The sequence below is a fragment of the Paenibacillus sp. GbtcB18 genome, assembly GCF_019091125.1.
In the GTDB taxonomy this organism is placed as follows: Bacteria; Bacillota; Bacilli; order Paenibacillales; family NBRC-103111; genus Paenibacillus_F; species Paenibacillus_F chitinolyticus.
Genome location: NZ_JAGXJX010000126.1, coordinates 1 through 487 on the forward strand (window position 1 = coordinate 1; position 487 = coordinate 487).

Sequence of the window (487 nt, forward strand, 5' to 3'; positions counted from 1 at the left end):
AACACATTACAAAAGTTCTTGATTTGGGTAGAAGGTGTAGTGTGGAAACTGATGAAAAAGAAAAGCAAAAAATAAAATTTGAATTGTTAAATCATAAAATATTTATTTGGATTAACTTAGATAGAAAAAATAAGTTTACAAAAGATTTAAGGATAAACTGTAATGAATATATTACCTGGTGGGCTTCTTTTTTAGAGTCATCGAATGATGAAGAAAAATCAAATTTCGAGAGAGCATCTTATAAAAATATGAAGTCAATATGGATTCTGATTGATAAATATATTGAAGAAGAAAATAAATTAATTGAAGAATTAATGTAGTCACATTCAATCGAGTGTGCTCTTTATTTTGTATTAGATGTTTATGCGATTGAACGTGGAAAGAACCGAACACATTAAATAATTAGCCAAGTAAAAAAGTGTACGCCTACGGAAAATATTCGTTCACTTTTTAATTTTTATAAATGTAGTTCTTAATTTCCGTCAGT

The 487-nt window shown here is 26.9% G+C and carries 1 protein-coding gene; it reads left to right on the plus strand.

What is annotated here, in order from left to right:
• On the plus strand, positions 1-320 hold a 320-nt coding region (locus KVT34_RS29815; protein WP_217563251.1), incomplete at its 5' end, for a hypothetical protein.
• Positions 321-487: the final 167 nt, after the last annotated feature.